At 37.2% G+C, this 24,891-nt stretch carries 28 protein-coding genes; 15 read left to right on the top strand and 13 right to left on the bottom strand.

Going from position 1 to position 24,891, the window contains the following annotated elements:
• Nucleotides 1-110: 110 nt before the first annotated feature.
• The 5 genes from JEM65_RS19685 to JEM65_RS19665 form a co-directional block, all read right to left on the bottom strand.
• Nucleotides 111-572, bottom strand: coding sequence for a GNAT family N-acetyltransferase (locus tag JEM65_RS19685; protein ID WP_199603241.1), 462 nt, complete (start codon nt 570-572; stop codon nt 111-113).
• A gap of 64 nt (nt 573-636) precedes the next feature.
• Complete coding sequence (locus JEM65_RS19680) at nt 637-1,932, bottom strand: phosphoribosylamine--glycine ligase (protein WP_199603239.1); 1,296 nt, start codon at nt 1,930-1,932, stop codon at nt 637-639.
• Nucleotides 1,933-2,059: 127 nt separating this feature from the next.
• On the bottom strand, nt 2,060-2,893 hold the full coding sequence (locus JEM65_RS19675) for an OmpA/MotB family protein (RefSeq protein ID WP_199603237.1): 834 nt from the start codon (nt 2,891-2,893) through the stop codon (nt 2,060-2,062).
• 263 nt (nt 2,894-3,156) lie between these two features.
• Complete coding sequence (locus tag JEM65_RS19670; RefSeq protein WP_199603236.1) at nt 3,157-4,083, bottom strand: mechanosensitive ion channel family protein; 927 nt, start codon at nt 4,081-4,083, stop codon at nt 3,157-3,159.
• Between the two features lie 115 nt (nt 4,084-4,198).
• Complete coding sequence (locus JEM65_RS19665; RefSeq protein WP_199603235.1) at nt 4,199-4,480, bottom strand: hypothetical protein; 282 nt, start codon at nt 4,478-4,480, stop codon at nt 4,199-4,201.
• A gap of 287 nt (nt 4,481-4,767) precedes the next feature.
• Between JEM65_RS19665 and JEM65_RS19660 the strand changes: the two genes are divergently transcribed.
• The 7 genes from JEM65_RS19660 to JEM65_RS19630 all read left to right on the top strand — a co-directional run bounded on the left by JEM65_RS19660 (nt 4,768) and on the right by JEM65_RS19630 (nt 11,999).
• Complete coding sequence (locus JEM65_RS19660; RefSeq protein WP_199603234.1) at nt 4,768-5,349, top strand: Crp/Fnr family transcriptional regulator; 582 nt, start codon at nt 4,768-4,770, stop codon at nt 5,347-5,349.
• A gap of 245 nt (nt 5,350-5,594) precedes the next feature.
• The gene (locus JEM65_RS19655) at nt 5,595-6,710 is read left to right on the top strand and encodes an alkene reductase (protein WP_199603232.1); all 1,116 of its coding nucleotides are present in this window, start codon (nt 5,595-5,597) and stop codon (nt 6,708-6,710) included.
• A 3-nt stretch (nt 6,711-6,713) separates the two neighbouring features.
• Nucleotides 6,714-8,114, top strand: a complete 1,401-nt coding sequence (locus JEM65_RS19650) for an NAD-dependent succinate-semialdehyde dehydrogenase (RefSeq protein ID WP_199603230.1) — start codon at nt 6,714-6,716, stop codon at nt 8,112-8,114.
• 100 nt (nt 8,115-8,214) lie between these two features.
• Nucleotides 8,215-8,634, top strand: a complete 420-nt coding sequence (locus JEM65_RS19645) for an OsmC family protein (RefSeq protein ID WP_199603228.1) — start codon at nt 8,215-8,217, stop codon at nt 8,632-8,634.
• A 328-nt stretch (nt 8,635-8,962) separates the two neighbouring features.
• Nucleotides 8,963-10,015 carry an NAD(P)-dependent alcohol dehydrogenase gene (locus JEM65_RS19640; protein WP_199603226.1) on the top strand — a complete coding sequence of 351 codons (1,053 nt, stop codon included), beginning with the start codon at nt 8,963-8,965 and terminating at the stop codon, nt 10,013-10,015.
• Between the two features lie 98 nt (nt 10,016-10,113).
• Nucleotides 10,114-11,037 (top strand): EamA family transporter, encoded by a 924-nt coding sequence (locus JEM65_RS19635; RefSeq protein WP_199603223.1) that lies wholly within the window; start codon nt 10,114-10,116, stop codon nt 11,035-11,037.
• Nucleotides 11,038-11,060: 23 nt separating this feature from the next.
• Complete coding sequence (locus JEM65_RS19630) at nt 11,061-11,999, top strand: pyridoxal-phosphate dependent enzyme (protein ID WP_199603221.1); 939 nt, start codon at nt 11,061-11,063, stop codon at nt 11,997-11,999.
• A 105-nt stretch (nt 12,000-12,104) separates the two neighbouring features.
• On the opposite strand, the gene JEM65_RS19625 is transcribed toward JEM65_RS19630, so the two are convergent.
• From JEM65_RS19625 to JEM65_RS19610, 4 genes are all read right to left on the bottom strand, one after another.
• The gene (locus tag JEM65_RS19625) at nt 12,105-12,386 is read right to left on the bottom strand and encodes a YtxH domain-containing protein (RefSeq protein WP_199603219.1); all 282 of its coding nucleotides are present in this window, start codon (nt 12,384-12,386) and stop codon (nt 12,105-12,107) included.
• A gap of 137 nt (nt 12,387-12,523) precedes the next feature.
• On the bottom strand, nt 12,524-13,387 hold the full coding sequence (locus tag JEM65_RS19620) for an SdiA-regulated domain-containing protein (protein ID WP_199603217.1): 864 nt from the start codon (nt 13,385-13,387) through the stop codon (nt 12,524-12,526).
• 85 nt (nt 13,388-13,472) lie between these two features.
• Nucleotides 13,473-14,747: a sensor histidine kinase gene (locus tag JEM65_RS19615; RefSeq protein WP_199603215.1), complete on the bottom strand. Its 1,275-nt coding sequence runs from the start codon at nt 14,745-14,747 to the stop codon at nt 13,473-13,475.
• Complete coding sequence (locus tag JEM65_RS19610) at nt 14,747-15,418, bottom strand: response regulator transcription factor (RefSeq protein ID WP_199603213.1); 672 nt, start codon at nt 15,416-15,418, stop codon at nt 14,747-14,749. The genes JEM65_RS19615 and JEM65_RS19610 overlap by 1 nt, the downstream gene beginning before the upstream one ends.
• Nucleotides 15,419-15,620: 202 nt before the next feature.
• On the opposite strand from JEM65_RS19610, the gene JEM65_RS19605 reads away from it, so the two are divergent.
• Together JEM65_RS19605 and JEM65_RS19600 are read left to right on the top strand one after the other, a co-directional pair.
• Entirely contained in the window at nt 15,621-16,061 is a 441-nt protein-coding gene (locus JEM65_RS19605; protein WP_199603211.1) for a PepSY-like domain-containing protein, read from the top strand.
• 77 nt (nt 16,062-16,138) lie between these two features.
• On the top strand, nt 16,139-16,822 hold the full coding sequence (locus tag JEM65_RS19600; protein WP_199603210.1) for a DUF2490 domain-containing protein: 684 nt from the start codon (nt 16,139-16,141) through the stop codon (nt 16,820-16,822).
• A gap of 159 nt (nt 16,823-16,981) precedes the next feature.
• On the opposite strand, the gene JEM65_RS19595 is transcribed toward JEM65_RS19600, so the two are convergent.
• Nucleotides 16,982-17,161: a hypothetical protein gene (locus JEM65_RS19595; protein ID WP_199603276.1), complete on the bottom strand. Its 180-nt coding sequence runs from the start codon at nt 17,159-17,161 to the stop codon at nt 16,982-16,984.
• 169 nt (nt 17,162-17,330) lie between these two features.
• On the opposite strand from JEM65_RS19595, the gene JEM65_RS19590 reads away from it, so the two are divergent.
• A complete protein-coding gene (locus tag JEM65_RS19590; RefSeq protein WP_199603207.1) occupies nt 17,331-17,702 on the top strand; it encodes a hypothetical protein in 372 nt (123 codons plus the stop codon).
• Nucleotides 17,703-17,807: 105 nt separating this feature from the next.
• Here JEM65_RS19590 and JEM65_RS19585 read toward each other — a convergent pair whose 3' ends face one another.
• Complete coding sequence (locus JEM65_RS19585; RefSeq protein ID WP_199603205.1) at nt 17,808-18,032, bottom strand: CDGSH iron-sulfur domain-containing protein; 225 nt, start codon at nt 18,030-18,032, stop codon at nt 17,808-17,810.
• A gap of 276 nt (nt 18,033-18,308) precedes the next feature.
• Between JEM65_RS19585 and JEM65_RS19580 the strand changes: the two genes are divergently transcribed.
• The 5 genes from JEM65_RS19580 (at nt 18,309) to JEM65_RS19560 (ending at nt 23,434) form a co-directional block, all read left to right on the top strand.
• A complete protein-coding gene (locus JEM65_RS19580) occupies nt 18,309-19,322 on the top strand; it encodes an LLM class flavin-dependent oxidoreductase (protein WP_199603204.1) in 1,014 nt (337 codons plus the stop codon).
• A 193-nt stretch (nt 19,323-19,515) separates the two neighbouring features.
• On the top strand, nt 19,516-20,022 hold the full coding sequence (locus JEM65_RS19575) for a redoxin domain-containing protein (RefSeq protein WP_199603203.1): 507 nt from the start codon (nt 19,516-19,518) through the stop codon (nt 20,020-20,022).
• 52 nt (nt 20,023-20,074) lie between these two features.
• On the top strand, nt 20,075-20,578 hold the full coding sequence (locus JEM65_RS19570; RefSeq protein WP_199603202.1) for a CIA30 family protein: 504 nt from the start codon (nt 20,075-20,077) through the stop codon (nt 20,576-20,578).
• Between the two features lie 196 nt (nt 20,579-20,774).
• Nucleotides 20,775-22,118, top strand: coding sequence for a DEAD/DEAH box helicase (locus JEM65_RS19565; protein ID WP_199603201.1), 1,344 nt, complete (start codon nt 20,775-20,777; stop codon nt 22,116-22,118).
• A 2-nt stretch (nt 22,119-22,120) separates the two neighbouring features.
• A complete protein-coding gene (locus JEM65_RS19560; RefSeq protein WP_199603200.1) occupies nt 22,121-23,434 on the top strand; it encodes a DEAD/DEAH box helicase in 1,314 nt (437 codons plus the stop codon).
• 76 nt (nt 23,435-23,510) lie between these two features.
• Here JEM65_RS19560 and JEM65_RS19555 read toward each other — a convergent pair whose 3' ends face one another.
• Complete coding sequence (locus JEM65_RS19555) at nt 23,511-24,251, bottom strand: acyl-CoA desaturase (protein WP_199603199.1); 741 nt, start codon at nt 24,249-24,251, stop codon at nt 23,511-23,513.
• A gap of 66 nt (nt 24,252-24,317) precedes the next feature.
• Entirely contained in the window at nt 24,318-24,887 is a 570-nt protein-coding gene (locus tag JEM65_RS19550) for a Crp/Fnr family transcriptional regulator (RefSeq protein ID WP_199603198.1), read from the bottom strand.
• Nucleotides 24,888-24,891 lie beyond the last annotated feature (4 nt).

Here is a 24,891-nt window from a genome sequence, read left to right as displayed (position 1 = left end):
AAATACCTATGTTATACTGTATTAGCTAATTTTTTAAAGGAGATTTTTTTATGTGAATGGTACCGTTTTGCTATTGTTATGTAATGCTTAAGCAAACAAATAGGAGGTTTTTATGATTGATTTTCTGATAGGTATAACCATTCAAAATGGTCTTCATTCTTTAAAGATTTGATTCGGGTAAATCCGTTTTTGACGTAAAATTGATGCAAACGATTTTCTTCCGTCAAGAGGAAATATTTCTCATGTGCTTCGGCTTTCTTCAATTGCGTAAGCCAGTACGAACCTAAGTTGTTGCTCCGTTTGTGTTTTGCAATCCAAATAAAGCCCAGGTATAAATAACCTTTACTGAACCAATAATTGGCTTCATCCTCAAAATAGGTAAAATTAGGTGGGCAGGCAGAAAACATGATGCCACCGCCAATGATGATATCATCTTCTTCTATAATATAAATTTTAGCCACAGATTCGTAGTCGGTCCAAAATGGTACAATTTCTTTTTGCCATTCTGAGGGCAACATATCAAAGAATTGCTGTGGTGCTGTAGTTAATTGTCTAAAGGTAAGGGATTCCATGATTATATTTTTAAGCGTTTAATATATGCTGTATAAATTTAGAAATTTTGTGGCGGATTTAGGGCTATAAAAGTCCCCAGGACCATAATCGATCTGAATCTTCCAACCATCGGTCGCCAATGTCAGTCCTGTAATAACCATTATTGACAATGACATTGCTGATGCGATTGTTCATCATTTTTTGAGCATCTTTCATCGTGATTCCGGTTCCGGTTACCAACAGTGCAATGCCGGTATTTCCGGTAATCAGCCATTCTTCATTTACCTTTTTTAGATGCATCGGGTGGATCCCTTCCTTTAAATCCTTTCTAAATACGACCACCGCATCCTTTGAGAACAACTCGAAAGTTTTTTTGTCGTCATAAGGAAAAGGTGGTACCACCATAAATGCGCCTACTTGGAAGCCCTTTTTTGTTGCAATCCTGAAATTTTGACCTGAAGCAACTTTGTAAAGCAGTTCTCCAATAGGTTCATTAATGCCTGCACGTTGGATGAATATTTGAGGGTAACCAAAGCGCGACGTAAACTCTAAAGGATAAATCCCGTTGCCATTAACAATGCAGTTGATATCAATATGACCAATGAATTTTTGTTTAACCAAAGACGATTCAAATTTCAGCAAAGTGGCATCAAAAATAGGAGAGTGGTTGACCCAAAACATACTTGAACCCATCTCTCCAGTAGAAACTCCCAATTCTTTAGGAAATAGTTTTTTATGCTCAAAAGTGATATTGATAGGTTTTATAAATTCCTTTCCATTAAAAAAGGCGGCGACAGAAATTTCGACCCCTTTCACTTTTTTCTGCAATTGAAAATTTCCAAAGTCGTCTCCCCAAGATTTATCATAGGCCTTTAAGACGCGAATCACATCTAAGCCTTCGTCATCGCTACCTACAAATAGGAGTTGCTTTAATTCCTGCGTTTCGCCGGACGGTTTAATAACATAGGCATCAGGATGTTTCTCTACATAAGCAATGGCATCCTGAAAACTTACAAACTCTTTAAAAGGTAAGGTTTTAATTTTGTGCTTTTGAAGTTCTTTTTGACCAAAATTGCGATCCAATTCGAGAAGGTCAGTATACTCACTTCCACCGAAAACAATTTTTCCGGCCGCTCTTAACTCTGTGCATTCCTTTCCAAATCCGGTATAATCAAAAATCAGAATATCAGCCCAATCAATATGTTTTTTCCAGTCTCTGACTTTCTTTACAAAGCCAGTTCCGATTTCACGAGAGGGTTTATCCTCTATATATAATTTGACATCGTGGCCTTCGTTTTGTGTAGCGTAGGCAATGTCAAGAATTTCTCCCCAACGGGAAATGAACAGGAAGTTTTTAGGTGAGCTATTGTGCTTTTTCAAAGTGTTTTTTAGATCAATATTGTGTTACGAAATTAGTTAATTTTTCGTCTTAATGATCAAATTGAAAATAAAAAAAGACTGTTATTGCTAACAGTCTTTTTAGAATTGATTAATTGAATAAAAACGATTATTCGTTAGTACCCATTAATGCAAAGAATTTATCTAAGTTAGGAAGGATCACAATACGTGTTCTTCTGTTTTTTGATCTATTATCATTGGTGTCATTCTCCGCAAGTGGCTTGTAAGAACTTCTTCCTGAAGCAATCATTTTTTCTGGAGCTACACCGTAGTCATCTTGTAATTTTCTAACCACTGAAGTTGCACGCAATACGCTCAAATCCCAGTTGTCTGCAATTTTGCTCGTACGTATACTTCTAGCATCTGTATGACCTTCAACCATTACTTCAACACTTGGCTCAGAATTGATAACATTAGCCAATTTTTGTAAGATATCGTTTGCTTTGTTGCTCACTTTATAACTTGCTGTGTTAAACAACATTTTGTCAGAAATAGAAATCATTACGACAGTTTCATTAATATCAATTGAAATATCTTCATCTTCATTAAGATTGCTATTATCCAAAGATTTGTTCAAGTTGTAAGACAACGCAAGATTCATTGAATCTTTTAAAGTCTTAGCTTCTGCAAGTTTTGACTGATCTACATTTTGCAAGGTTTTACGCATTGCTTTTTTAGTATCGTTTGAAATCACTGCAATATTGTCAACATTGACGAGCATTGCATCATTTTCTTCAGTAAGTGAATTGATTTTCTTATTGTAGCTATCAACTCTTGCTTGAATAGCATCAAACTTTGCTTCAAGATCTTCTTTCTCTACTCTAGTTTTAGTAAGTTCACTCTTAATTTGACCATTTTCAAGTTCTAAGGCAACATATTTCTTTTTAGAAACACAAGAGCTAAACATTATAACGGTGAATAATGCAATTGAAATTTTTTTCATAATTATAAATTTATCGGTTTAGTATATGTACGGCTATCTGCCCCTTATAGACGTTGGCCCATCTCACATTTTTGATTATTTTAACTTTTAAAGACTGTTATTACAACATAATGTGATAGTTAAGTATTTTCTTTTATTCAAAAGAATCTATATAAGGATTAACTTATGGATCAACATTAATACAGATGCTCATAAAATTAAATTGATACATTGAAATGCGCTGCTTCCTTTTACAATTTCAAGAGGTACTATTCTTTTACACCTTATTTTTTGAACTTTTGATTTTGTTCTCCTGCCCCCGTTGATTCATCCTTTTCCAAACGAATAGGAAATCCTTTTTCTCCACCATAGAGCTTAATTTCTTGAATGTCTGCAGGTAAGTAATACCCATTTTCCTCTAGGGCTTCCTTGACATTACGGACAACATTCCCTTTCGTAATCAGCGCCATTCTTCTAAAATCTTTGGTATCTACCCAAAAATAAACTTTCAAATTAACGGTACTTGTGGCCAATTCATCTTCTATGACAAAATTGACATGTTCTGCATCTTCAATAACATTAGGTTCTTTGCTTAAGGCATCCATAATAGTCTGTTTGGCGCCTAGTATATTGTCTTCGTAAGCAATACCAATAATAAAGTTCCATCGGTAAAAACCATCTTCTGTATAATTGGTCACGGGTTTGGTTAAGACATCACTGTTAGGGATATAAACGTCTTTCCCATCAAAGGTTTTTAATTTGGTATACCGAAATTCTAAATTTTTCACCTTCCCAAAATTCTCACCAATCTCAACAGTATCATCTACATCAAAAGGCCTGTTAAAGGCTAAGATAACCCCCGCAAGAAAGTTCTCACCAATATCCTTAAAGGCAAATCCCAGAACAAGGGCACTTGCGCCCGCGGCGGTTAAGATTGCCGTTGCAATGCTGCCTAAGCCCGCAGACCGTAAGGCAATCATAATAACAAATATGATTAACAAGTATTTTATAGCTTGTCCCAAAAATTTACTCATTAATGGGTCATGGGTTCTTGCGGAAATACGTTTTCTTGTAAATTGCCCAATCCACTTGGCTATCAGCGAGCCTAAAATCACAATGAGAATGCCCACTCCAATACCGGGAAGCTGGTCTATAAGATTGTTATAAAAATTAAGGAACGATTCTGAAACTGTTTTTGTGTCGTACTGCATATATCTAGTTGAAAAATAGGAATCCAAAGAGGAAGCTTATAGGTATCGGTTTTTAAATTGAATAAGCCCAATATGGTGATAATATAAGCAAATCATATGGTTGTTTATACGGTTTCTACTCGGTTTCTTCGAGATGGTCATTTTCTGGCCCACCTTGGCTATAAAGCTGATTTTCTTCGTCCTTTAGTGTTTTTTTCGATCTATCTTCTGGCAATGTTCTTCCAGGAATATCTAAATCTTTCCCTTCAAAATCTACTGGTGCTGACCTGTTGGTCTCGTTCAATTGTGAGTCATCGCCACCATCTGTTCTCAGGTTTTTTTGTTTTTTACCCAATAGATCCTTATCGCGTTGAGAAACTGCTGAGTCATAATTCTTGTCTTTCTTATTCTTTTCCATAGTATCTGTATTTTAAATTGACATTGAAGTTTTAAGATACATTTATCGATCCGCAACACTTAACCGATTACAGATTAATGTTGCTCCAATAGGAAAACCATTTACGGCGCTTCTTCTATGGGGATGAGTCCCCTTTAATTTGGGTTGCATTAAAGAGTTTGATAGGAATGCATTATTTTTGAACTAGGTAATAGAGACACTGGTAAAAGATAAACAGTATTCAGTTTTCGCATTGACAGGGTTTCGGGATCTTACCAAAATTATATATTCTCGTGAAGTATTAATTTGTGAAAAATCAATTAAGTCATCATATCAATAGCGTTGTTTCAATTTCTGATCAAGAAATGAACGAATTCTTGTCGCTATTTTCCGAACAATCTCTCAAAAGGAAGTCTTACCTTATTCAGCCTCAAGATACCGTTACCAAAGAATATTACGTACTCAGTGGATGTTTGATAGCCTATTATGTAGATGTACACGGTGAAAAACACATCTTGCAATTTGCAATTGAAGACTGGTGGATCAGTGACTTTGAAGCGTTTTTCAACAATCAACTAGCTAAACTTTACGTAGAAGCCATTGAGGATTCGGTAGTGTTAGCTATTGAAAAAAGTATGCTTGAGGTAGCTTATAGCCGTATTCCTAAGTTAGAGCGCTTTTTTAGAATAAAAACTACAGCCGCTTTTGTAAGTGCCCACAAACGCATACTCACTACACTAGAAAAATCCGCTACCCAGCGTTATCTCGACTTTTGCCTTTTATACCCAAATATTACCACCCGTATCAATGATTATCATGTAGCTAATTATCTTGGTATAAAGCCTGAAAGCCTGAGTCGCATTAAAAAAGCACTGGAAGTTGCGCCTTAACTATTTTTAACAGTAGCCACTAACCTATATCAAGCATTCCAAGCCGTTGGATATGTATCTTTGAATATCATAATAATGGACCATAAGAAATTTGGGGGTTTTTAACGAAAGCGAAAGAAAGTGCACTTGAAAGTTTATTATAAAAAGCTTAGATGCAGAAACCTGAAAAACTTTTCGTCACTCCCCCAGAATCTTCAGAACAAAATGTCTAGGTCCAATTAATTTTAAAAATATAAATGAAAAACATGTCAAAACAACCTCTATTATCAACATATAAAATGGCCGATTTAGAATTGCCAAACAGAATAGTCATGGCACCTATGACGCGTAGTCGCGCCGACAATGAAGGCAACGTACCCACCGAAAAATTACACGTGCCTTATTATACGCAAAGAGCCACCGCTGGATTAATTATAACGGAAGGTTCTCAGGTTTCAACGCAGGCAGTGGGGTATTATACGGCTGGTATCCACTCTCAAGAACAAGTGGAGGGTTGGAAGAAAGTAACCAAATCTGTACACGACGCTGGTGGACGTATTTATATTCAATTGTGGCACGTGGGGCGCATGTCCCATCCTGATTTTCATAATGGTGATTTGCCGGTGGCGCCTTCTGCTATTAACCCAAATTCGCAATCATTTACACCTAGTGGGTTTAAAGATACCGTGACGCCTAGGGAAATGACTTTGGAAGATATCAAAATGACTATAGCCGACTTCCAGAATGCTGCAAAAAATGCGGTTGAAGCAGGATTTGATGGTGTAGAGATTCATTCGTCCAATGGGTATCTGTTCCATCAGTTTTTTAATGGTACCAGCAACCATCGTAAAGATCAATACGGAGGCAGTATTGAAAACAGAGCGCGTTTCTTTTTTGAGACGCTTGATGCCATAATACAAGTAATTCCAGAAAATAGAATAGGCGCGCGTTTCAATCCGTCACTTCATAATGTATTTGGGATGACCATGGATAAAGACACAATTCCTACATTTGATTATATCATTGAAAAATTGGAAAAAGAATACGATTTGTCGTATATTCATCTGTCTGAGCCCTTTAACGACGTATCTGATGTGGAATTTGCAGTTGAGCATATAGCAAAACGTTACAGACCCAAATATAAAGGTACCTTGATGATCAGTACTGGTTTTGACAAGGAATCAGGAAATAAAGTTATTGAAGATGGTGATGCCAATTTGGTTTCTTTTGCCAAATTATACATTTCCAACCCAGATTTGGTGGGACGTTTTAAAGAAGATGTTGCCACTACACCCTGGGATCCCGACACTTTTTATACTCTAGGAAAGGAAGGTTACACCACATACAAAGCAGAAACTAGAGATTTAATTCCAAATTTATAAACTATGAGTACTACAGATAAACAAAAAACTTTTACAACGATTAATCCAGCTTCAGAGAAAGAGATTACAACCTATACCTATATGACCACCGATGTGGCTTTAAAGGCGGTAGAGAGATGCCATAATGCTTACCTAGATTGGCGATTAAGGCCTATTGAAGAACGCGCCAAAATTATCAAAGCCATTGGTAAGGAGTTATCCAACCAAAAAGACAAATTAGCGGCAATAATGACTGAAGAAATGGGCAAACTTCTAAAGCAAGGGCATCAAGAAATTGAGCTTTGTGTAGGAATTTGCGACTTCACCGCCACTGAAGGTGTTGAGATGTTACAAGATGAAGAACGCGAATTGGCTGAAGGCGGGAAAGGTATTGTGACCTACTCTCCAATTGGTGTCATTTATGGAATTCAGCCTTGGAATTTCCCTGCCTATCAAGTTATTCGTTATTCTATTGCCAATTTAATGGCCGGTAACGGTGTCTTGTTAAAGCACGCAAAAAATGTGACCGGTTCTGCACTGTTGTTGCAGGAGATTTACGAAGCTGCCGGTCTGCCTAAAGATTTATTTAAAGTATTGATTATTGATCACGATCAGTCGGACAAAATTATCGAACATGATTTGGTGCGCGGTGTCACTTTAACTGGAAGTTCTGAAGCTGGCCGAATTATAGGCAAAAAAGCGGGGCAGGTTCTAAAGAAAACGGTTCTGGAATTAGGCAGTAATGATGCGTATTTGGTTTTGGATGACGCAGATGTAACATTGGCCGCAAAAACCTGTGTACAAGGACGGGTGTATAATAATGGTGAAACCTGTGTTTCTGCCAAGCGTTTTATTGTCACAGAGAAAGTTTACGACCAATTTAGAGAGGCATTTATAGAAGGTATGAAAAGTATTGTGACTGGAGATCCTACAGATAAATCTTCTAAAATGGGACCACTTGCACGTAAGGATTTACGGCAAACACTGCACGATCAGGTAGAGGAAAGTGTTAAAAAAGGTGCAAAACTCAGTTTAGGTGGCGAGATTCCAAATGGTAAAGGTTATTTTTACCCTGCTACTGTTTTAGAAAACGTGACACCAGGACAACCTGCCTATGATGATGAGTTGTTCGGTCCTGTAGCCGCTTTGATAAAAGCAAAAGACAATAAAGATGCCATGCGTATTGCCAATGACAGCCAGTTTGGATTGGGCGGCGGAATTTTTTCTAAAGACGAAGACAAAGCTATTGAATTGGCAAGAACACATTTTGATACGGGAATGGTTAATATAAACTCCTTTGGATTGGCACGACCAAATATGCCTTTCGGAGGGATTAAAAATTCTGGATTTGGTAGAGAACACGGCGGATTTGGAATTCGTGAATTTGTCAATGTCAAATCGATATTTGTGCCAAAGAAAAAGTAGAAGTCAACATAATTAAAAAGACTGAATGGTGTTCATAATTATTGTAAAAGCAGGCATTTCAGCATTTTAAAACAAAGATTAACTAAAAAATTTGAAAATTATGAAATTTAATAGAACAGCAAAAGCCCACTGGGAAGGTGGTGGTAAAGATGGAAAAGGATCATTATCTACAGAAAGTGGTGTGTTAAAGGAATCGCCTTACGCGTTTAAAACTCGTTTTGAAGATGCAGTAGGAACCAATCCTGAAGAATTAATTGGAGCAGCACATGCTGGATGTTTTACAATGCAGCTAAGCTTCTACATTGTTGAAGAAGGGTTTACAGCAGAACGTTTGGACACACAAGCCAAAGTTTATTTTGAGGATGGCAGCATTCCTAAAATAGAATTAGACCTAAAAGGGAAAGTCCCTGGAATGGATGAAAGTAAATTCAAGGAACTCGCCAAAAAATCTAAAGAAAACTGTCCCGTATCAAAATTATTGAATGCGGATATTACATTGAAGACAACTTTTGAGAGTTAATAAATGGTTTCTTTATGAATCATCAGTGTCCGGTAAAACAGGTGAAAAGTTTGCAAACCCCCTTAAAGCATGATCTGGTTCAAGAACTTAAAAATGACACCTTGTTTTTGAAACCAATTTCACTAAGTGTGATTGGGCAAATTTAATTTAGAATAACGACTGTTTATCAGTCAGTTAAAATCAAGTCTTTGTTCTTTTCCCGGTAGCTATCGGGACTATAAGCGCAGCGCCTGCCTGCCGGCGAGGCAGGATCTTAATTCTTTATCGGACAATAATGTTTATGAATATAATCGAGTCAAACAATTAATTTAAAAAATTTGAAGAACTCATGAATACAACTATAAAAGCTTACGGGGCAAAGGACTCCAAAGCAGACTTAAAACCCTTGGATATTGAGCGAAGAGCTTGTGGCGATGACGATGTGAAAATCGATATTACCTATTGTGGCGTTTGCCATAGTGATATCCATACCGTTAGAAATGATTGGAAAAACTCGAGATATCCGGTAGTTCCTGGTCACGAAATTATTGGGCGCGTAATTGAAACGGGTAAAAATGTGACGAAATTTAAGGAAGGCGATCTGGTAGGTGTGGGCTGTATGGTCGATTCTTGTCAGGAGTGTTCCGCCTGTAAAGAAGATTTGGAGCAATTTTGTGAAGAAGGCATGGTGGGTACCTACAACGGTAAGGACAAACATTTGGGAGGACATACCTTTGGTGGATACTCTACTTCAGTTGTGGTCAACAAAGAGTTTGTTTTAAATATTCCTGAAAATATTGACGAAAAAGGAGCCGCACCGCTTTTATGTGCAGGGATTACCACCTGGTCGCCATTGTGCAAATGGAACGTTAAAGAAGGTGATAAAGTAGGGGTGATTGGTTTGGGCGGCCTTGGGCATATGGGAGTAAAATTCGCCAATGCCTTGGGAGCACATGTCGTAATGATTACAACCTCGCCAGATAAGGCTAAAGATGCAAAAGCGCTTGGAGCACATGAAGTTCTTATTTCAAAAAATGAAGACGACATGAAAAAGCATAGCAACAGCTTCGATTTTATTTTAAATACAATTCCTGTGGGTCACGAAATGGATCCGTATATCGGATTGCTAAAACGTGATGCTACTATGGTGCTAGTGGGTGCTGTGGAACCACTCAAACCATTTCATGGTGGCGGATTGATTCTCGGGCGTAAACGTATCGCTGGTTCCTTAATTGGAGGAATTAAAGAAACTCAAGAAATGTTAGATTTTTGTGGAGAGCACAATATTGTCTCAGACATAGAAGTGATTGATATGAAAGATATCAACAACGCTTATGAACGTATTATTGACTCTGATGTCAAATACCGATTTGTGATCGATATGGCATCATTGAAAAACTAAGAATACATTTTAAAATAACAACTTCAAAAGAGGCGTTTCAACGCCTCTTTTCCTATTTTTGCCAATTGCTTTTTGTCACTATCCCACTTTGCTACATCATGAACAGTTCAAAAAACACCATCTTTATTATCCTTGCTTTTTTCTCCATTTATGTTATTTGGGGCTCTACGTATTTGCTGAACAAAATAGCGGTAACTGAGCTGCCTCCATTTATGTTGGCGTCCGTGCGTTTTATAACTGCGGGTGTTTTGATTTTTATAATTGCCAAACTTATGGGTAAATCCTTAGCCATTTCTAAAAAACAGCTCATCAATACCGCCATTGCGGGGTTCTTGTTTCTGACCTTTGGAAACGGTATTGTGGTTTGGGCACTTAAATATGTGGACAGCGGTTTTGCGGCTTTAGAAATATCCGCACAACCTCTGGTGGTGTTAATTTTAATGCGGGTATTTCAAGGAAAAAAGATTCAGGCCATGTCTGTTTTAGGGGTGATTTTAGGAATTATTGGTATCTATTTATTGGTCAGTCAAAATGAGGTAGTCAGTAAAGAAGGCTCAATTTTAGGCATGATCATGATATTTGTGTGTATGGTGAGTTGGGCTACTGGGAGTTTATTTGTAGGAAAGGCAGACTTGCCTTCTAATTATTTTGTGAATACAGGCTATCAAATGATTGCGGGAGGGATAATGCTTGTCGTATTGAGTTTGCTTTTTGGCGAAGCGTGGAGTTTGCCCAATGTATGGAGTGAAAAGGTACAATTGTCAATGGTACTATTGATTGTTTTTGGAAGCATAGTGGCGTTTACCTCCTTTAATTTCTTGCTAAAACGCGTCTCGCCAGAAAAAGTGGCCACCTCTACCTATGTCAATCCAATTATAGCCTTAGTATTAGGCTGGTATTTTTTAAACGAGGTGATTACAACCCAATCCATAATTGCCGCTATTGTCTTATTAACAGGTGTTTATTTTATTAATACGAAGAAAAAACTGGTGCTTTTTGCAAGGTTTCGTAATAGAAATTAAATATCTTTAGTTTTTAATTTGATATGGACAAACAAATGCTACGCGACACCAGTCGAAGGATTTCCCCCTATATTCATAACACGCCTATTTTTACATCGCATTTATTGGATGACATGACAGGAGCAAAACTGTTCTTTAAATGTGAAAACTTCCAAAAAATGGGTGCTTTTAAAATGCGTGGTGCCGTCAATGCCGTGCTGCAATTGACCAAAGAAGAGCGGGAGCGAGGTGTGGTAACACATTCTTCAGGAAATTTTGCCCAAGCATTATCCTTAGCCGCCAAAAATTTGGATGTTCCGGCCTATATCGTGATGCCCAATAATGCACCTAAGGTAAAGAAGGATGCTGTTGTTGGATATGGCGGAATTATAACGGCGTGTGAACCGAATATAAACGCTAGAGAGGAGGCAGCAGCTAAAATTGTTGCCAAAAAAGGTGCGACGTTTGTCCATCCTTCAAATGATCTCAATGTAATTTTAGGAAATGCCACTGTAGGGATGGAGCTTTTAAATGCGCATCCCAATCTGGATATGATTGTCGCACCAGTGGGCGGAGGTGGTTTGATTGCTGGTACAGCGTTGTCTTCCCATGTTTTCGGTAAAAATTGTAAGGTTATTGGAGGAGAGCCGTTGGTTGCTGATGATGCCTATCGGTCTCTAGAAAGCGGTCAAATTGAAACAAATTACAGTACAAATACCGTAGCTGACGGATTGAGAACGCAATTGGGTGACATCAATTTTCCGATCATTCAACAGTATGTGGATCATATTATACGGGTGGAAGAGGTGGAGATTATTCAAGCCATGAAATTGCTTTGGGAACGCTTAAAAATAGTTATTGAACCCTCTAGCGCTGTCGCGTTTGCGGCAGTGTTAAAGAATAAAGATTATTTTAAAGATAAGAGGGTTGGAATCATTCTATCTGGTGGCAATGTGGATTTAGAAACCATCAGGTTTTCTTAAGGAATTGTTCTTTGTTAGCCCTTAAAACTCGACGTTCCATAGAAGGAGATATACACATAAAAAAACCCACTAGAAGTAGGCTTTTTTTTGTGCTTAATACTTTAACTATTGTTTGTTAGCTAATTCATTGGCTTCTCTCTTGACATCTTGAACTGCTTCTCTCTTGACGTCTTGAACGTTGTTTTTTATATCGTCCAATTGAGTTTTGACCGAAGATTCGACTTCATTATATTTGTCTTTTACCTTTTGGCCAACCTCATTTACTTTACTATGAAGCTCTTCTTTTTTTTGTGGAGATAAGTTTTTATATTTCCACCAGGCAAAAAGACCTGCCCCAAGTCCTAATAAAGCCAATAGACCTTTTCCTGTTCCTTGTTGATTTTTCATATTCTAAGTTTTTTTAGTTTTGATTATCTGATATTAAAGATAAGAAATTTTTAAATCAAAAGATAAATTTTCGTTATGATTGTGAGAAGTTTAATATCTCATTAAGATAACATTAAGAGCTTATTAAACGAGTTAAACTATTTGTTGAATTCCACTAGATGGATGGATGCGGGCCCATTTGCCGATTCATTGGAAATATAAAGATCACCCTGATCACTAAAGGTCATTCCTTCAGGTTGTGGAAAATTAATCTTGTCTAACTTAAATACCGTTTTAAGTACTCCATTTGAATCCATGATGAGCAATTTTGGATTTTTACCTTCCAACACATAAATATCATGGGTTGTAGGATGCACAGCAATTTCTGAAGGATTAAACGTTTTATACCGTTTTTTGTTTCTGTAAGGTTTTAAGGCCGCAGCGTTCATTTCTATTTTATAGGCTGGCGAATTGGTATCTACATTTTTTGAAGACAATGCAATCTTATACAAGCCTTTAAAATCATCTTCCAGATCTTTATCTTTTGGTGCTGTAAGCAACGCCGAGTCTTTGATAGAGTACACAAGCGATTCCATATTATGAGAGGAGTCAAAGCCGGTTTGATGAGAGGTGACTATTTTATTGGTCGCGTTCCAATTTTTTACTTCGTAAAGTAGACCGTCACTTTGCATCACATAGAGATCATTATTATGGAGAGCGATGCCTTCATAATCACCATTACCAGCAAAAGGAATTTCTTCCGTGATTGCCCGTTCATCAAGATTATAGATGTAAATCATGCCAGTTTCATCTTGCACACAAGCTATAGTTTGGTGATCTATCCAAACAATGCCGCTTATTTCATCAAGTTCTTTGGGTAGTTCCCAAGTTTCAGAAATCGTATAGTTGTCGCTACCTTCAGTTATATGGGCGCTTGCCTTGTTTACTTTGGCAAATCCTATGACCCCTATGCCGATTAAAACAGCGATAAATAGACCTATAAATATGGTTGACTTTTTCATAATAAAAATTTTATAATTCAAAGGTCTATTTTAAAACTGAAAACATTTAGGAATAGTAGTCCAATTGTCTGTATTTAGTATAAGTTTAACTTACACTAGGAAAATGCAGACTAAAGATGTGTTGCGACGTATAAGAGTAGCTAAGCTCAATCCTGTATTTTTCTGAAATAGCTTTTGCTATGGCGAGACCCAGACCCGTGGACTTTTTATCCGTACTGATCTTTTTGAATCGTGAAAACACGAAGTTGGAGTCAAGAGCCGCTTCCAAGCCATAGTTCCGTACTACAATTGAATTATGCGTAATGCCAATAGTAACCGTATGGTTCTGTTGGCCATGAACAATCGCATTTTTAATAAGATTTGTCAGTAAAACGATGGCCAGATCCTTATTCGTTTGAAAATGCAATTGCTCAATACTTTCAACTTTAAGTCCGATGTGTTTATGGGACGCCAAATCTTCAAAATCCTCAGTAATCGTAATGATCAATTGATTAAAATCAATCATTTCTTCATCGGTAAACTGTCTGTTTTCAATTTTTGAAAGTAGGAGTAAGGATTTATTAAGACGGGTCAATCTTCCTAGGTTGTCTAAAATGGACGCCATTGTGTTGAGTTCCGACTCAGACAAGTTGGTGTTTTCTAAGAATAGTTCCAACTTGTTAATACTAATAGCTAATGGTGTTTGTAGCTCATGTGAAGCGTTTTCGATAAAATGTTGCTGTTCTAAATACCGTGCTCTACTTTGTTCAATCAAGGTGGTAATGGAAGCATTGAGCAGTTTAAACTCGACTATAGAAGTGTCTTTGGTTTGGATTTGGTGGTTTTTTTCAATCCTAAAATTGGGCAATTGTGCCATCAAGCTATGAAAAGGTTTCCAAATCTTTTTGAGCATTAAATTGTTTAAAACAACAATCGTGATCATGAGTATGGCATAAAGTACAATAAGATAGGTAACAAGATCCTGAATCAAATCATCTTCTTCCACCATGGACGTAATAAATTTGACCTTGTAATAAACATCATTATAGGCCATTTTAGTTTCATAGGTACGAACTGGTTCAAAATCCTTTTCATTCAACATATACATCAAGGTGTCTGAATACCGTTCAGTAAATTGATCATGATAGGTTTTGGATATAGGCGTAATGCTGTGGTTCCAGAGTTCTAAATCTGTATGCTCTAAAATTTCCGGATTTGTAGGCAAGCGTTGTAAGAGTAATATTTTTTGGTTTTCTAAACCATCGTCAAGACTATCGTAAATCTCATCGAGCATGGCGTAGTAAAAAATGAATGCCCAAATGGTAATCAGTGGCACCAAAAGAATGGCTAAATATTTTGAGGTATGATTGAGTAACTTCATTACATCACTTCTAATTTATAACCAACCCCATAAACAGCTTCAATAGTAATGGTAGCATGCTCCAGTTTTTTTCGTAGGTTTTTGATTTGGGAATAAATAAAATCAAAACTATCTGCCTGATCTATATGATCTCCCCAAACGTGTTCTGCCAATGCAGATTTGGTTACCAATCTTTTTTTATTAGTAATGAGATACATTAAAATATCATATTCCTTGCGGTTTAAAACAATAGGGTTACCGTCCACTTTTACCTCGCGGCTCTCTGGAGCAACAGCTACATTGCCAATATTGATTTGTTGGTTGCCTTCAAAATGACGTCGTCTTAAAACCGCTTTTACCCGTGCATGCAATTCGGCCATATGGAATGGTTTCGGCAAATAATCATCAGCACCTAAATTAAGACCCTCTAATCTATCGTCTAAAGAGTCCTTTGCTGAAACGATGATAACCCCATCATCTTTCCCTGAAGATTTCAAGGCTTTTAACAGCTCCAATCCATTGCCGTCAGGTAAGGTAATGTCCAATAAAATACAGTCGTAATCATAAACACCAATTTTATGGAGTGCCGATTTGTAATCAGAGGCAGTTTCCACAACATAATGTTGACGTTCTAATGTCTGTACCATATTTTCCAACATTTCCGGTTCGTCTTCTATAATCAACAATTTCATCTTTAAGTGTTATCTGTTCTAGGCAATTGTACTACTGAAATCTATAATCATTTAGGAATACTTCTAAAATAGCTAAAAAGAAGCTGTAAGCAGATGGGAGTGGGTAATATTTTTAGAAAAGCTTAACAGTTTACTGTTTTGTATTCCTAATTTGTTACAGTTTTCAGCCCTTCCTTTGTTTCAAATTAAAAACTATAATATTATGAAAAATTTAAAAATAGCTGCGCTATTAATGTTCGCCACTGCAACCATCAGTGCACAAGATTTAAACACCAATGATGTGCCTGCAAAAGTACAAAGTACGTTTACTGCAGCCCATAACAATGCAACTGATGTTGAATGGGAGAAAAAAGGTGATCATTTTAAAGTGGAATTTGAAATCAATAAAATGGATCATGATATCTGGTATGATGCTGAAGGGAAGGTTGTGAAATCGAAAATGGAAATTTCAGAAAGTGAATTGCCAGCAGCCTTGATTTCAGCAGTAAAAAATGCCTATGCAGACTATAAGATTGATTCTGTAGAGGTACTTGAAATGAATGGCGCTAAAACCTATGTGGTAGAAATTGAAAAGGGTTGGTTAAAAGAGCGTAAATTAATAATTGATGCTTCAGGAAAAGTAATAAGTGATTTGGAAGATTAATTTTTTCATAGTGAAGTTAGATAGTAAAGGGATTGGAACCATGTTTCAATCCCTTTTATTTTAAATTTGAAACGTTTATGATCATAACTAAATATCGTTTTTTAATTCTGAGTATAATGATCCTCTTTTCGGTTAAAGGACAATCGCAAGATAAATTTAAAGGCTATTTTGAACCTGCAATAGACTTGTCTTATCAAGTAAATCCAAAATATGGCTTAAGCTTCGGAGTTGAAAATCGCAATGTTATATATAGCGATAAGAACATGCAGTACACTGTTAAACAGATAGATCTTTCACATTTTTCTGAATACCAATGGCATTCCAAGTACGCTTTTGGGCTAGGCGTGCAATACAGGATAGAACATGCTTTTGATGTGGATGAAGAAAGCGAATTGAGGTTTCAGGAACAAATTGTTTACACGCCAGAAAGGTCAGGTTTTGAAACTGATCATCGTGTCAGAATTGAACAAAGGCTGTATGCGTCGGTCACCAAACACAGATTCAGGTACCAATTGGGCTACACCATACCATTAGCTCAAAAACAAGCCAATGAACCGTATTTGAAATTTGATACTGAGAGTTTATTGGAGATTGCCAAAACTCAAAAGCCGGAACTTGAGCAGCGCTTGGGAGTTGGTCTGGGATGGTTTGTGAGTTCTAAAACGACGCTACAATTTGGAGTGGAATATCAATTGGAAAACTATACCCAGCAATTGAACCATGAACTTTTTCTATTGGCCGAATTGGGAATAGAGCTATAGAAAAGTTTAAAAGTAGAAATCAGTAGTCCAAGTTAACGAGGATAAACTTGAGAGTTCTGAAAACGAAGTTGCGACACCGTCAAAACCCAAACGTTCAAGAACGCATAGATAGAGAAGGGTGCCGCTTTAAATATTCTTCCATTTTTGGTAGAAAAATTACTATTCATGGGGGTCAGAATCGTTTTTCTTCTTGTCATCTATCATAAAATTAATAACAATGCCCAACAATGTGGCGCAAACTATTGCAAAAATGATGATCGTAATTACGCCAGTTTTCCAATTGGCATTTAAAAGGAGAGGTTGATACATGTCTTTTATATTGAGTGTTTCGATAAACATAGCCTTTTACCTCCTTAGAAAAGATGATTTATGTCAGTAATTGTTGGTTAATGGTCCAAACTATCCATACAGTCAATAAATCTTTGATTATAGTCTCTAAAAATAATAGTAAACCACTTTTTAGATATGGAAATTGTATAATTTTGCATGGTCTTAAAACACAGATAAAATGAAGCCATATACAATACTGATGCTTATGTTGTTTTCAATAGGATCAGTAGCCCAAGTTGATTACAAAAGACAGTTGGATAGTTTAACTACGGTGCATAAAGTATGCACAATAGAAAGTACAATTAGAAATCATCGGGTAAAGCTCGATCAGTTGAAAAAAGAAAAGAAACGACTTGAGACTCAGTTAACAGAGGTTGAAAGTTTTAAACTGGGGCGTACAGATGCTGAAAAAGAACAGCAACTGTTGGAAGTCAACGCGTTGTTAGAAGCCAATGCTGTGGCACTTACTAAGGCCACCGTTCATTTAACATCTTTGATTAATGATTTGGTGATAGCAAATGAAGATGTAAAAGATTTACAGAACAACTAAGAAATTTAGAGTATTATGGGAGTGTATTGACAGCGCACATTTGAATGGTCAAATGATGTCCTTCAAATTACACTCCCATTATTATTATTATTATTATCTTAAATGTTAAACTTTCTTTGGTGGTAATGCAAATGCTATAGCATCATGCTCAAAGTGGTTACGATGAGAGCCATCGCAAAATGGCTTATTAGCTGATAATCCGCATCTACATAAAGATATAACATCTCGTCCACCAAGGTCGTAGGCATTGCCGTCCTTATCCACAATTTCAAAATCTCCTTCTATTCTTAGTGAACCGTTGTTGTTTACTTTCAGGGTTGTTTTACTCATAGCAATATTTATTTACAGCGTTAATTTTTATTATAGCGTGCTAATTTAGCCTAAGTTTTTCAATTCTTATTGGAAACACTATTTTATCCTGAACACAAATTTTCGAGTCACTGATATTTAGAACATTATAAATGCTTGAATTTTAAGTGTAAAAGGCTTTAAGCTATGAATGCCCTAGGATTAACAAAGCCCTAACAGAAAGACTGCACTTATTGCTGTATTTTTGTTTTTTGACAAAATTTCACCCTGTTTTTAAAAATCACAACACCATATAACATGAAATTCCCACATACAGCATATTCGATTTTAGATTTAGCCTTAGTTTCTGAAGGCCATAGCCTCAAACAAACCTTTAATAATTCACTCGATTTGGCACAACAAGCTGAACGATTTGGTTACACACGATTCTGGTTGGCAGAACATCACAATGCGGTTAATATTGGTAGTAGTGCCACCTCTGTACTGATCGGTTATATTGCAGAAGGTACACATACCCTGCGCATCGGTTCAGGGGGGATTATGTTGCCTAACCATTCACCATTAATTGTGGCAGAACAGTTTGGCACCTTAGGTTCTTTATATCCCAACCGTATTGATTTAGGTTTGGGTAGGGCACCAGGTACTGATAGAGAGACGGCACAAGCTATTCGATCAGATTTTATGCAAGCGGCACATGCGTTTCCTGAAGATCTGGAAGCAATACAGCAGTATTTTTCAATTGATAATGCGCAATCCAAAATCCGCGCTACCGTAGCCGAAGGTGTAGAGGTGCCTATTTATATTTTAGGGTCCAGTACAGACAGTGCCCATCTGGCGGCTAGAAAGGGTTTGCCTTACGCGTTTGCAAGCCATTTTGCGACCCGACATTTGGAGGAAGCTTTAGAGGTTTATCGAAAGGAATTCCAAGCTTCAGAGGTGTTGTCTAAACCTTATGTGATGGCGGGGGTAAATATCATTGTAGCTGAAACAGATGCTGAGGCAGAGAGTTTTGCCACGTCACTCATACGAATGTTTTTGGGCATTTTTACAGGCAAAAGAGATTATATGCAACCGCCAACTGCCATGACCCAAGAATTTAGGGAAATTATGGAACATCCGCAGGTACACCAAATGTTGAAATACTCTTTTATTGGCAGTAAAGCGACTGTTAAATCGCAAGTAAAATCTTTTTTAGAAACGAATCAAGTTGAAGAACTGATTGCTGTAACCAATATTTATGACATTCAAGATCGAATTCGTTCTTACGAGTTGTTTGGGGAGATTATGGATGAGTTGAATGCTGAATTATAGAAATAACCCTTTGAATTTTTGGTGTTTGGGTCAATAGTCGTTCATTTAGGAGCAAGCAGTTCTCGGGTTATTGACCACCTTTAAATTAGTGAAACTCAATTTTTAAAAGTTGCGAAGCAATGAATTNNGGAACTTCTACTTGATACCTCGTACACTTGGGTCGAGGCTGTTCATTAATTTAAAATTATAATCGATGATAAAACCAAGAACCAAAACTCCAGAATTAACTATAAATTTAGTCAATGATACGAAATGGTCTTTAAGCGATCAAAAACCAGAAAACTTCACTCGGTTGGTGGTGTATAGAGGTAAGTACTGCCCAATTTGCAAAAAATATCTCCAAACCATTCAAAAACATATAAAGGCGTTTTCTGAAAAAGGTGTCAATGTCATCGCCATTAGCTCCGATTCTGAAAAACGCGCAAAAGCAACTTATGAAGAATGGAAAGTAAAAGATCTACCAATAGGCTATAACTTTCCAATTACCGATGCAAGAACTTGGGGGTTAGCGATCTCAAAAGGAATAAAGGAAGAACCGGAAGAATTTATTGAACCTGCACTTTTTCTTATCCGTCCAGATCAAACCTTATATACATCCTCCATCCAAACGATGCCATTTGCAAGGCCTGAAATTGAAGATTTATTAAAATCCATTGATTTTATTATTAAGGAAGCGTATCCTGCAAGGGGAGAGGCATAGTTGATTCCTGCGAAAACACTTTCTTTTTTATGTGTCAAAATTTTCTATCAAGATGACTTCTCAAGATAACTCCATAATTTATGACTTTCAGTCGCCACAACAAAACGCCCTCCGTTGGCATGTTGTAAACGACGGGGTCATGGGTGGCCTCTCCAAAAGTAAAATAGCTTTGACTGATGGAGGTAATGGTTTGTTTGAAGGGACTATAACTACTGAAAATAATGGAGGATTTGCATCTGTGAAACATTCATTTTTTCAGAAAGAGGTGTCTCAATTCAACATGGTTAAACTGCGTATAAAAGGAGATGGGAAATCGTATCAATTCCGCATCAAATCTTATGAAGCACAGCAATATTCCTACGTTCAAGAATTTAAAACTTCTGGGGAATGGCAAACGATTACGCTTTATTTTGACCAATTTTATGCAAGCTATAGAGGCAATACCCTAGGCCGTCCCAATTACGATGGCAAACTTATTGAAGAGGTGACCTTCCTTATAGGAAACAAACGGAATGAATCTTTTGCCTTAGAGATTGAACGTATTTGGTTAGAGTGAAAATTTTAGTTTTATGTCAACAGATTAACACCTTTATGGCTTCCATAATTTTGCTTTAAAAACTTCCAAAATGACATTATTTGCGACACGTTTAAACAGGCGTTGTCTTCTAGTCACACAACTGCATCTTGTATTAATAAACCAAATGGTAGGATTCTCTGTAAAAGTGTGGTTATCTTTGCACAAAATTTAGTATATGTCAACACCGTTTTCAGAGTTAGGGATTAATGATCAATTACAAAAAAGTTTAGAAACTTTAAAAATATCCATTCCTACAGATATTCAAATTAAGACCATCCCTGTTGTTCTAAATCAAAAAGAAGATGTTGTGGTGCTGGCAAAAACTGGAACTGGAAAAACGGCAGCATTCGGTTTACCATTATTGCAATTAATTGATTCAGAAAACACATTTGTACAAGCGTTAATTTTAGCACCAACAAGAGAGTTAGGCCAACAAATTTTTAATAATCTGATTGCTTTCGCAGCAAATAGCCCAAACCTATCCATCGCTTCAGTATGTGGCGGAATTCCTATAAAACCTCAAATAGAACGCTTAAAAACGACTACACATGTTGTGGTTGCAACACCGGGTAGATTGCTCGACTTAGTTAAACGTGGTGCTATTGATATCAAAAACGTTAAATATTTAGTATTGGATGAAGCTGATGAAATGGTCAGCGCCCTAAAAGATGAGGTCGATTCGATAATAAAGAACATTCCAAAATCGCGACGCACATTGCTTTTTACGGCTACCATGCCCGGAGCTATAAAGCAATTGGTTCAGAATTATATGTCCAAACATGTGGTGCATATTGAAGCAGATATGGCTTCCGTAGGTCATCAAGGTATTGATCATCAATATGTGGTGGTAGAACCTATTGAGAAATTAGAGGTTTTACTTCACTTTTTAAATTCCAAGGAAGGCGAACGCGGTATTATATTTTGTAAAACCAAAGCCGCTGTCAATAAATTAGCGAAGAACTTAGCTATTAATAAGTTTTCTTCCGGTGCACTTCACGGGAGTTTGACCCAAGGCATTCGCGACCGGATTATGGGGCAATTTAGAGAAGGCTATATTGATATTTTAGTGGCTACAGATTTGGCAGCCCGTGGCATTGACGTAAAGGAAGTGTCCTACGTGGTCAATTATCACTTACCAGACACCTATGAAGCTTATGTACACAGAAGTGGACGTACGGCTAGAGCTGGCGCAAAAGGCTTGTCGTTAACCATCTTGCAACAAGAGGAGGTTGAAGATATTGCTGATTTTGAAAAAGAACTCGGAATTGTTTTTAATACATTCAAAAAAGCGGACGCCCAAAGTATTGCAGAAAATAACGGACTGTTATGGGCTAAAAAAATATTTAAGACCAAACCAAATCGTGAGGTTTCAGAAGATTTTAAATCGAAGATAAAGACCATCTTTCATCACCTGACAAAGGACGAATTGGTAGATAAAATACTCGCCAATTACTTGGCACAATCCAACACGGAAACGCTTAAACCAGAGGCTTCCAAAAAACATAAAAAGAACCAATAGCAATGGCGAATACAATAAAAGATCAACAGGATATTTTAGATAAATTGAATATCCAAACCTTGCATCCCATGCAGAAGGAAGCCATTTCCGTAATATCAGAAAATACCAATACTATTTTACTATCCCCAACAGGTACTGGTAAAACCTTGGCGTTTTTGTTACCCTTATTGGATGTTTTAGATCCAATAAATCCTGACGTTCAGGTACTTATCATTGTACCCTCAAGAGAATTGGCCATTCAAATAGAGCAAGTAGCACGCAATATGGGTGCTGGGTTTAAAATCAATGCTGTGTATGGTGGCAGACCAATGTCTAAGGATAAAATTGAGATCAAGCACACTCCGGCCGTTTTAATTGGAACACCGGGCCGTATTTTAGATCATTTTGATGCGGACCGTTTTTCAAAAGCGAGCATCAAAACTCTTATTTTAGATGAGTTTGACAAATCTCTTGAAGATGGTTTTGAGGACGAAATGAAGCGTATTATTGGGCAGTTGCCGAGTATCAACAAACGCATTCTTACGAGTGCCACCCATTTGGAAAAAATTCCGGGCTTCGTGCGATTGGACAAGCCCATTTTAATCGATTATCTCACCGTAAAAAGAAAATCGACCTTAGCCATTAAAACTGTGGTGTCTCAAAAACCTAATAAACTTCCAATTTTGTTGGAGTTGTTACAGCACATCGGTAATGGGCAAGGCATCATTTTTTGTAATTTAAGAGAGAGTATTGACCGATTGAGCCACTTTTTAAAACGGAACAAAATCAGTCACTCCACTTTTTCTGGAGGCATGGAGCAACAAGACCGAGAACGCTCTTTAATAACCTTCAGAAACGGCACAAGCCAAATATTGCTAGCTACTGATTTAGCATCGAGAGGTATCGACATTCCGGAGCTTAACTTTATCATTCATTATGAATTGCCGAAGCATAAGGAAGAATTCATCCATAGAAATGGGCGGACCGCAAGGGTCAATTCTAAGGGTACTGCCTATATCTTAAAAGGTAGCGATGAAACCTTACCAGATTTTATCAAAGATTCTCAAGGTGTAAATATCTCCAAAAAAGCTCCAATTACGGCACCACAATGGGAAACGCTTTTCATCTCGGGCGGACGTAAAGATAAAATTTCCAAAGGGGATATTGTTGGACTTTTTATGAAGCAAGGCGGACTCACACAAGAGCAATTGGGAACTATAGAGCTCAAACAAGATTGTGCTTTTGTGGCAGTACCGCTTAGTGAATCCAAACGTATTGTCAACCTTTTGGACAATACGCGCTTGAAAAAGAAAAAGGTTCGTATTCGGGTTTTGTAAGGGGTAAATAAAGAATTTTTTGAAACCAACTATCCTCGAGGCAGAGCCTCGGGGAATTCTTTAGGATTAAAAAAACTTATTTTTTAATTCTAACCGGTTTTAATTGAATAATACCAACGGCATCCAAGACTCTGATCACCAAATAAGTCATATCAATTTCATACCATTTGACACCAAAGTTAGCTCTACTGGCGTGTCTGTGGTGGTTGTTGTGATACCCTTCGCCCATCATTAAAAAGTCAAAACGAAATAGGTTTTTACTGGTATTTTTCATCTTATAATTGACATAGCCATAAATGTGGCCAAACCAGTTAATGATAACACCATGGATAGGAGCCATTAAAAAAGTTATAGGAAGTAGTAGCCATTGCCACCATGCAGTTGCGAAGTACACGAAAACTAAAATATAAATGGCTATCCAAAGTAATCTTGAAAATCGAGAGCCTGCAAATTTATCAAATGCAGCCCATTGCGGGACGTTCTTAGTGAATTTCTGATCTACGTCCACACGTTGGTCATTTATATCTTGATAAATAGTTTTCGTTTTCCACATCATCGCAAATAGATTATCGTCGTAAGAAGGGGAGTGTGGGTCTTTTTCTGTATCTGTATAAGCGTGGTGCATACGGTGCATAATACCGTAACCATACGCGCTTAGGTAACTAGAACCTTGAAAAATCCAAGTCAGGACAAAAGTAATGCGTTCCATGGTTTTAGACATCGTAAATACCTGATGTGCAGCATACCGATGTAGAAAGAAAGACTGAAAAAACAGGCCTCCGTACCACAGAACTAAAACGAAAATAACAATAACCATAATATTTTTTTACAAAGATAAACTGATAGTTAGCGCAAAACAATGAACCTAGGTCAAGTAATACGTCTATAAACGTTTTCTAATTCTGCTAAGTGCCTGAGCTGTAATACCAATATAAGAGCTGATATATTTTAACGGAATCACTTTTAGAAGTTCTGGACGTTCTTTGAAGAGTTTCATATAGCGTTCTTCAGCCGTAAGATTCAATAAGTGTTGTTCGCGTTTGGATTTAATTAAAAACAGTCGTTCTGCGGTCAATCGGCCAATAAGATTTCCTATTTGGGTGGTTTTGTACACCGCTTGCAAATCGTCATAAGTGATACTCAGCAGAGTGGTTTCAGTTAGCGCCTGAACTTGATAGGCTGAAGGCGATTGGGTTAAAAACGAATCGTAGGCACTCACAAATTGATCCTTAAAACTGAACCCAAAAGTGATCTCCTTATCTGGATTTTCTTTGGGAATATACAATCGGACCACCCCAGTTTCAATAAATGAAATATGATTTTCAATCTCGTTGAGTTTTAAAAAAATCGTTTTCTTTGGAATGACACGACGGTGCAATCTTGAAGTAAAAAAATTCCAATCGTCGTTTGATATGGTTGCAATTTGATCGAGATAGGTTCTAATTTGGTTCACGGAT

The organism is Gelidibacter salicanalis (genome assembly GCF_016469035.1).
Taxonomy (GTDB): domain Bacteria; phylum Bacteroidota; class Bacteroidia; order Flavobacteriales; family Flavobacteriaceae; genus Gelidibacter; species Gelidibacter salicanalis_A.
The sequence above is the reverse complement of the archived record's forward strand: the minus strand, read 5'-3'. Positions and strand labels throughout refer to the sequence as shown.

Bases quoted from the DNA above. Each gene is read 5' to 3' on its own strand.
- JEM65_RS19580 (WP_199603204.1), top strand. From the start codon at position 18,309: ATGAAATTCCCACATACAGCATATTCGATTTTAGATTTAGCCTTAGTT.
- JEM65_RS19675 (WP_199603237.1), bottom strand. From the start codon at position 2,893: ATGAAAAAAATTTCAATTGCATTATTCACCGTTATAATGTTTAGCTCT.
- JEM65_RS19590 (WP_199603207.1), top strand. From the start codon at position 17,331: ATGAAGCCATATACAATACTGATGCTTATGTTGTTTTCAATAGGATCA.
- JEM65_RS19615 (WP_199603215.1), bottom strand. From the start codon at position 14,747: ATGAAGTTACTCAATCATACCTCAAAATATTTAGCCATTCTTTTGGTG.
- JEM65_RS19650 (WP_199603230.1), top strand. From the start codon at position 6,714: ATGAGTACTACAGATAAACAAAAAACTTTTACAACGATTAATCCAGCT.
- JEM65_RS19575 (WP_199603203.1), top strand. From the start codon at position 19,516: ATGATAAAACCAAGAACCAAAACTCCAGAATTAACTATAAATTTAGTC.
- JEM65_RS19560 (WP_199603200.1), top strand. From the start codon at position 22,121: ATGGCGAATACAATAAAAGATCAACAGGATATTTTAGATAAATTGAAT.
- JEM65_RS19555 (WP_199603199.1), bottom strand. From the start codon at position 24,251: ATGGTTATTGTTATTTTCGTTTTAGTTCTGTGGTACGGAGGCCTGTTT.
- JEM65_RS19595 (WP_199603276.1), bottom strand. From the start codon at position 17,161: ATGTTTATCGAAACACTCAATATAAAAGACATGTATCAACCTCTCCTT.
- JEM65_RS19570 (WP_199603202.1), top strand. From the start codon at position 20,075: ATGACTTCTCAAGATAACTCCATAATTTATGACTTTCAGTCGCCACAA.
- JEM65_RS19665 (WP_199603235.1), bottom strand. From the start codon at position 4,480: ATGGAAAAGAATAAGAAAGACAAGAATTATGACTCAGCAGTTTCTCAA.
- JEM65_RS19605 (WP_199603211.1), top strand. From the start codon at position 15,621: ATGAAAAATTTAAAAATAGCTGCGCTATTAATGTTCGCCACTGCAACC.
- JEM65_RS19585 (WP_199603205.1), bottom strand. From the start codon at position 18,032: ATGAGTAAAACAACCCTGAAAGTAAACAACAACGGTTCACTAAGAATA.
- JEM65_RS19620 (WP_199603217.1), bottom strand. From the start codon at position 13,387: ATGAAAAAGTCAACCATATTTATAGGTCTATTTATCGCTGTTTTAATC.
- JEM65_RS19625 (WP_199603219.1), bottom strand. From the start codon at position 12,386: ATGAAAAATCAACAAGGAACAGGAAAAGGTCTATTGGCTTTATTAGGA.
- JEM65_RS19600 (WP_199603210.1), top strand. From the start codon at position 16,139: ATGATCATAACTAAATATCGTTTTTTAATTCTGAGTATAATGATCCTC.
- JEM65_RS19670 (WP_199603236.1), bottom strand. From the start codon at position 4,083: ATGCAGTACGACACAAAAACAGTTTCAGAATCGTTCCTTAATTTTTAT.
- JEM65_RS19640 (WP_199603226.1), top strand. From the start codon at position 8,963: ATGAATACAACTATAAAAGCTTACGGGGCAAAGGACTCCAAAGCAGAC.
- JEM65_RS19565 (WP_199603201.1), top strand. From the start codon at position 20,775: ATGTCAACACCGTTTTCAGAGTTAGGGATTAATGATCAATTACAAAAA.
- JEM65_RS19685 (WP_199603241.1), bottom strand. From the start codon at position 572: ATGGAATCCCTTACCTTTAGACAATTAACTACAGCACCACAGCAATTC.
- JEM65_RS19655 (WP_199603232.1), top strand. From the start codon at position 5,595: ATGTCAAAACAACCTCTATTATCAACATATAAAATGGCCGATTTAGAA.
- JEM65_RS19610 (WP_199603213.1), bottom strand. From the start codon at position 15,418: ATGAAATTGTTGATTATAGAAGACGAACCGGAAATGTTGGAAAATATG.
- JEM65_RS19645 (WP_199603228.1), top strand. From the start codon at position 8,215: ATGAAATTTAATAGAACAGCAAAAGCCCACTGGGAAGGTGGTGGTAAA.
- JEM65_RS19630 (WP_199603221.1), top strand. From the start codon at position 11,061: ATGGACAAACAAATGCTACGCGACACCAGTCGAAGGATTTCCCCCTAT.
- JEM65_RS19635 (WP_199603223.1), top strand. From the start codon at position 10,114: ATGAACAGTTCAAAAAACACCATCTTTATTATCCTTGCTTTTTTCTCC.